This window comes from Nostoc sp. CALU 546, from assembly GCF_048836525.1.
Genome location: NZ_JAWJTF010000188.1, coordinates 1 through 6,177 on the forward strand (window position 1 = coordinate 1; position 6,177 = coordinate 6,177).

4 protein-coding genes are annotated in these 6,177 nt (G+C 35.2%); 2 read left to right on the forward strand and 2 right to left on the reverse strand.

Features of this window, described 5'->3' with window-relative positions; translation table 11 throughout:
- Together RRG12_RS41120 and RRG12_RS41125 are read right to left on the reverse strand one after the other, a co-directional pair.
- Positions 1 to 3,691, reverse strand: a 3,691-nt coding sequence (locus RRG12_RS41120; protein WP_420763159.1) for a hypothetical protein, incomplete at its 3' end; no start/stop codon positions are given.
- A 136-nt stretch (positions 3,692 to 3,827) separates the two neighbouring features.
- On the reverse strand, positions 3,828 to 5,465 hold the full coding sequence (locus RRG12_RS41125; RefSeq protein ID WP_420761910.1) for a pentapeptide repeat-containing protein: 1,638 nt from the start codon (positions 5,463 to 5,465) through the stop codon (positions 3,828 to 3,830).
- A 112-nt stretch (positions 5,466 to 5,577) separates the two neighbouring features.
- Between RRG12_RS41125 and RRG12_RS41130 the strand changes: the two genes are divergently transcribed.
- Complete coding sequence (locus RRG12_RS41130; protein ID WP_420761911.1) at positions 5,578 to 5,889, forward strand: transposase; 312 nt, start codon at positions 5,578 to 5,580, stop codon at positions 5,887 to 5,889.
- 33 nt (positions 5,890 to 5,922) lie between these two features.
- Positions 5,923 to 6,177 (forward strand): AAA family ATPase (locus tag RRG12_RS41135; RefSeq protein WP_420763160.1); only part of this gene is annotated, 255 nt, incomplete at its 3' end.

The following is a 6,177-nucleotide window of genomic DNA, read 5'->3' on the forward strand; positions in this document are numbered from 1 at the left end:
AATAATCTTCTTTAATTTCTGGTAGCCACCTTCCTCCTAAAGTTTGTTTTTCTAACCTTTGTAATAAAGAACTAGCTTCTTCGGCTTGAACAATCAAACATCTCAAAAAAGTAAATATACCTCGATTAAATTTAGAATCTTCCTGATTAATATAACCATCTAATAGCACCCAACTCCCTTCCTCTCCCAAAAGTTCATCAACTATTAAATATGATTTAACATCTGGAACTCCACCCGACAAAATCCATTCATGAAGAGGCATATCACGATTTACCAAAAAATCTTCACAAACAAGGTTATGCTCTTGAAGCTTGACTGGAAAACTAGGGTCAATATCCGCTTGCGAAGTTCTTTCGTAAGGTTTATCCCATTCATCCTTTAGGAAATTACTATCGTCTCGATAGCCCATAAGTTCGTAAGTAGCAATTAAGCAGTATTTCCGACCATAATGGTCTGAATAGTGTTCCTTTTGAGAATAACTATTGATGTAGTTAAGATTAACTATCCATTTATCTATATCACCAAAAGTTTCCAACGAATAGCCAAGATTGTAAATGCGCCACCAAAGATTTGCTTTTGCTTGTAGGTATTCTGGAGTCTTTGTTTCATATTTCGAGATAGGTTTTCCTAACCATTGCATTGGGTCATCATCAGCAAAGCCAAATGGGCAATTTCCATCTCGATACTCTCGATAATTTCTATCTTCACTTTTACCCCATTCTCGAATACCACCATCTTGAAATGGTGGTGTAATTCTTTGCCTTTCTTCTGTAGTTAGCAACTCTGGATAATAAAGTAAAGCAATATCAATAGTACGCCTTGCATAGTCACGCACAAGTATGTGTGTTGTTGAGTGAGGCGCATTAGGTTTAAACATTGCCTCATATAATTCCCGTCCGTATAATGGAAGAAATTTTTGAGTAAAGCTGGCATCTTTAAAATCATATTGGCGTGCCATAGCAATGCCGTAAGCAGCAGCTAATATTCTTTCAGAAACATAAGGGTCATTGACCTTTAGTGATTGAAGCAAAAGCTCCAAAAACTTTTCTGGTTTTCTTTGTCCATACCAGTACAATGCCCGTGTGACTTTATCTCGCAAAGGTCTTACTGTAGATGTTAATATCCACATCATGTAGACTGCCAAAAGGTAAAGTCTCTCCTCCATCATTTCGGATAAATTTTCATCACTTTTGCAGATGCCTTCAAATTGACCTATATTTTTTTCAACACGTTCAATATTTTCTCGTATATACTCTGTCCAGCTAATATCTCTCTCTGGCATTGTTAATACCCGGAGTTGCCGAGACCAAAATGTAGCATTAAATGGGTGTTGGGCATATCCTATTGTGGAGGCTGATAAGTTTAGAAGTTTTTCGCGGTTATCAGACTTTTTAAATAAACTTTCTATGAAATTAAGGCATTCCTCACTAATATTTTCCGGTGGTATTTCAAATAGTGCTTGTACAGATAAATTAAAAGCTTTTGAGTCATCGATTATATTATGCAGATATAACCCTGTTTGTACTGGAATTAGCGCCGCTAAACAGCGTCCAATATCATTGTATAAAGGGTGTAGTAGTCTAAAACTATCACTGAAGAGTGCAGCTATTATCTCTTCGGATTGCACCATTGCTTGAATATTATTCTCAGCCTGTTTTATCAGATATTTTGCAATTAAATAACCTCCAAACAAGTCATAGGTGAAGAAAACAAACTCTCCATTAGTTCCCCAATCACGGCATACTAAAAGACCTTCATCTAGGATTGCATTCGTCTTAGATTGCTCCCAATTTAAAGTATCCAGAGGTTGACCATCAACAATTTCAGCTAGGTCAGTCAAAGGGATACTACGCTCCATTGGTTGCCAAAAGCGTTTGGCTATTTTGAGCAGAGCTTGTGTAACTACGGGTGTTCCACGACGAAGACCTAGCCTTTCACTGATAACGCGGTTACACAGGTTTAAATAATCATCAAAAACCTCGAAGAGCGTTTGTTCGCCAACATATATATGCTTTTCTTCTAAACGTTCAGCGTTTTTACTCTTACAAAATATCTGAAGATAAATAGGATGCTGAAATTGCTCTAAAGGAGTGGCTGTTAAATCACCTTTTATTTTATAAAAGTTAAAGTACTTTTCAACAGCTTTTTCTACATCTTCAACATGAAAACCATTAGCATATTTTATATTTGATGGTTTATTATCACTCCAAATAGCATCTTGATAGGTACTTCGACAGGTTGTAATTAAAATAACATTTTTTAATTGCCCAATCTCTTGAATTAAACCAGGTAATCCTTGCCAAACACTCGAAAATTTCCCATTACAAGTTGCTTCATTTAAACCATCAATTGCCAATGGAATACGCGTGCGATATGCCTCGGCAGCAGCATCTAGAGCTTGAATAAAATCATTCCAGCTATAGATAGGAGGAATATCGAGAATTCCTCGAAGTTGTTCTTCTAAAGAACGGTCACTTGTGAAACGACTTCCTAAAACTAATAAAGCAGGTAAACTAGAATTTAAACGCTCATGGCATATGTTGCTAACAATGTGAGTTTTCCCAAAACCCGCATCACCCAATATATGTAATTCTGTTTGGTTGATAGAATTAATTCGAGCAAATATTTCTAAAATCTCAGCCATTAAGCTATATGATAATCTTAAAGGCTGAAATGCTATGTTTTTAACTCGCTGAACCTTGTGAAATATTCTATCTTCTTCTTTCTCTTTCCCAATATAGGGAAGTTCTTTATTATAAAGCTTTCGTTCTAATTCTCCACATATAGCTTGATTGGTTTCTAAGTCAATTTTTATTGTGTTCAAATCTAAGTTTAAACTGCGTATTTCGTTATGTTGATTTTCACTTAAAAAATCTCTAGCAAGATTTATCTGAGAATAAGCATGAGTTAGTAAACTATCTACAGAGTTATTAAAGTCGATAATTTCTGATTTGATAGTATTCCAAGTATTATGTTCAACAATCTCATGACAACTGCTGGTTTCAATTTCTCTGATGGATTTCTTATATTCGTTAATTCTATCTTGAATATTATCCATGATTTGGCCAATTTTTAAGGTAAAAACCTTATCACATAAAACTTCATGAATACAATCGTCAAGATTTGTTTCTATATGTAATATTGGATTGAATTTATTGCTAATTCCTGCTATCTGTTTGGCAACCTGATTGCGAAACCAGTCAATATTTAGCTCTAAGTCACTAAAAAAATAGTTTTTCTTACCACTAAAACGTGGTTCACTCAGCCAGTTGTTAAAATCACTATCACCCCAATGAATAATCTCCACTTCCATATTTTTTGGCACTGATTTCGGAAGTGTTTTATCAAACCAAGCTTGCTCATCAGGTGTGAAGTTAGCTGGAGTGCATAAAAACCATTTCTTTAAAGTTGGATGCACCTTGCAAGCTTTTGCCAATGAGCCTTGTATTGACGATTTACGGTTACTGACACTGAGGCGAGATTCAGGATAATAAAACTTTGCCTGCCATCCCCATACGTCACTATTAGGCAAAGTCATGTAAAACTCTACTCCATCTCCACCACCGCTATCGTCTACCGATGTGAAACGCCCTTCATATCCATGCAAACCTTTGGCAATTTGAAAGCATAATTCTTCAAAGCTCCCATACTTGTCACTTTTATAAGGTTGTAACTTTGACCAATCAATCATGCTTTTACTATTAGAGAAATGGAGTACGGAAAATTACTACAAATTTATACGAGTTTAGCTTGTGATCGGCTATATGATAAAAATATCTGCAAGAATTAATAATACTGAGAGCTTAGTATCAAATATAGAATGTTGACTATGTTTCTCTATATCTTCCCAGATGGGTGTGATCCTTATACAGTTCCCCGTTATCCAAATTTTGAGCATTGTCAAAGTGTTCGATAAAAGTTGCAACAGTTAAGGGATTATCAATACGTACCCCTAACTCTCGTTCACGACTTTTGGCATCTGAGGCTAAAAGGTTGTGACTGCCTATGATAACAAAAGAGTGATCACACACTAAATATTTTTCATGAGTTCCTAATAGTTTTAACTTAAACTTACCTGAGTATTTATGTTCTAAATGCTCTAGAGCCTGTAAAGCACTATATCCATCCCAGTTTCTTTGTTTTTGTTTTGCTAATGAAATAAACTGTGAACGGCTCATTTTCTTAACTTCACAGGGAAATATATCACTTAGATGTCCCCAACCTATATCAATAAAACCATTTCGTTCAAGGATATTAGTAAACTTTTGCAACACCTCAGAATCAATCCCATACTTAGTAAGCCAAGGACTGACAATAATTACTCGTTCTCTAGTTTTGTCCAACGCTTCCATCAACATGGCACGACTAGCGGCACGATCAATTACTAACTGGATGTTTCCAGTATGTTGATATCCATACATTTTAATAGAATCTAACTTAGAGTTTTTTAAGTTAGCTCCAGATAAGTTGACATTAGTTAAGTCAGCATTTTGTAAATCAGTTTTAGTTAAATTAGAATTACTCAAATCAGCAGTACTTAGATTAGCATAATTAAATTTACAAGTAGTAATATTAGACCAATTTAACTTGGCTCCAACTAAGTTCGCTTCAGTGAAGTTTGCTCCATTCAAGTAAGCACCTATTAGATTAGCATTAGTCAAATTTGCATTACTCAAATTTGCATTACTCAAGTTAGAAAAATTTAAAGTCTCAAACTTTGCCACATCCAGGTTAGAAGGACTCAAGTTGGGAATATCCCATTTTTCAAAAAATATTTCCCATACATTGTCAGTAATACTTAAGTCAGCATTAGTAAGGTTGGCATTACTTAGATTGGCATTTTCTAAATTGACACCGTTTAGATAAGCAGATGTCAGATCGGCATAACTCAAGTTAGCTCCATCCAAATTAGCAAAACTGAGGTTAGCACTCCGCATACTTAGACCTTCTAAATTAATATGGGCTAAATAGGCATTAGTTAGATTAGTATTTTCTAAGTTAGCTTGAGTAAGATTTGAACCTCTCAAGTTCGCACCGCTTAGATCGGCATTACTTAAATCAGCACCAATCAGATTAGCTCCATCTAAGTTGGCACGTTCCAAACTGGCAAATTTTAAACAAGCACCACTTAAGTTTACGTTACTTAAATTGGCACCCTTTAAATAACATCCATTTAAAATAGCTTCATTTAAATCAGAATTACTTAAGTCTACGTGCAATAGATAAGTATTAATTAACTTTGCACGTCGCAAACGGACAGATTGCAACTTTGCGTATGCTAGATTGGCTAAACTTAAATCGGCATTCCACAAATCAGATCCGCTCAAGTTAGCACAGCGCAGATTGGCATTTATAAATATAATGCGTCGTAATTTACATTTTACTAAATTAATGCGATATAGTTTAGCACTATAAAAATCTCTTTTTCCTGCTGCATAAAGCTCCAGAAATTTGTGAGCATCCATACTGTGTTTGATATTTGGAAACTATCTATAATTAAGTATTCCCAAAACCTTGCAACTAGTTCCTTTTTACATGAACCTATCCCACTAATGCCAGATTGTAGTAATCTATTTTTTGGCAAGAGGTTGGGTGTATCAGTTGATGGCTGGACGTTTTGAGGGATTGAGCGATCTGGAATGGAAGCTATTTGAGGATATATTTTCTAAGCAAGCATCCAAGCGTGGTAAAGCAATGCCTCATGCACCGTATCGCTATGTATTAAATAGTCTGTTATACATTATGATAACTGGATGTCGATGGTGTGACCTTCCGCGAGGGGATATATGGGCATCGAAAAGCTCATCCCACCGATGGTTAAAGCGATGGCGTTCTGATGGGACATTTGAATATAGTCCCAGTCCCAGATTTTCAACTTTATCAAGTTAGAATATACAGCAGTTTACATAGAAACTAGGCTATATGAAAATTTCTACACTTGAGATCAAAAACTATCGAAACTTAGATGGTGTGAAAATAAATTTTCATCCTACAACAAACTTTATTATTGGAGAAAATAATCTAGGCAAATCCAATTTACTTTATTTATTAAATATCCTATTCACCAGAAATAGTTTTAGCGAATCAGACTTTCTAAATCTAGATAATCCAATTCATATCTCTTTTTCATTGAGATTATCAGATATTGAGCAAGGTTTCTTTGATGACCTATTTGAT

What these genes read in the sequence shown, in the direction of transcription:
- RRG12_RS41125 (WP_420761910.1), bottom strand. Translation starts at nt 5,465, where the DNA reads ATGGATGCTCACAAATTTCTGGAGCTTTATGCAGCAGGAAAAAGAGAT.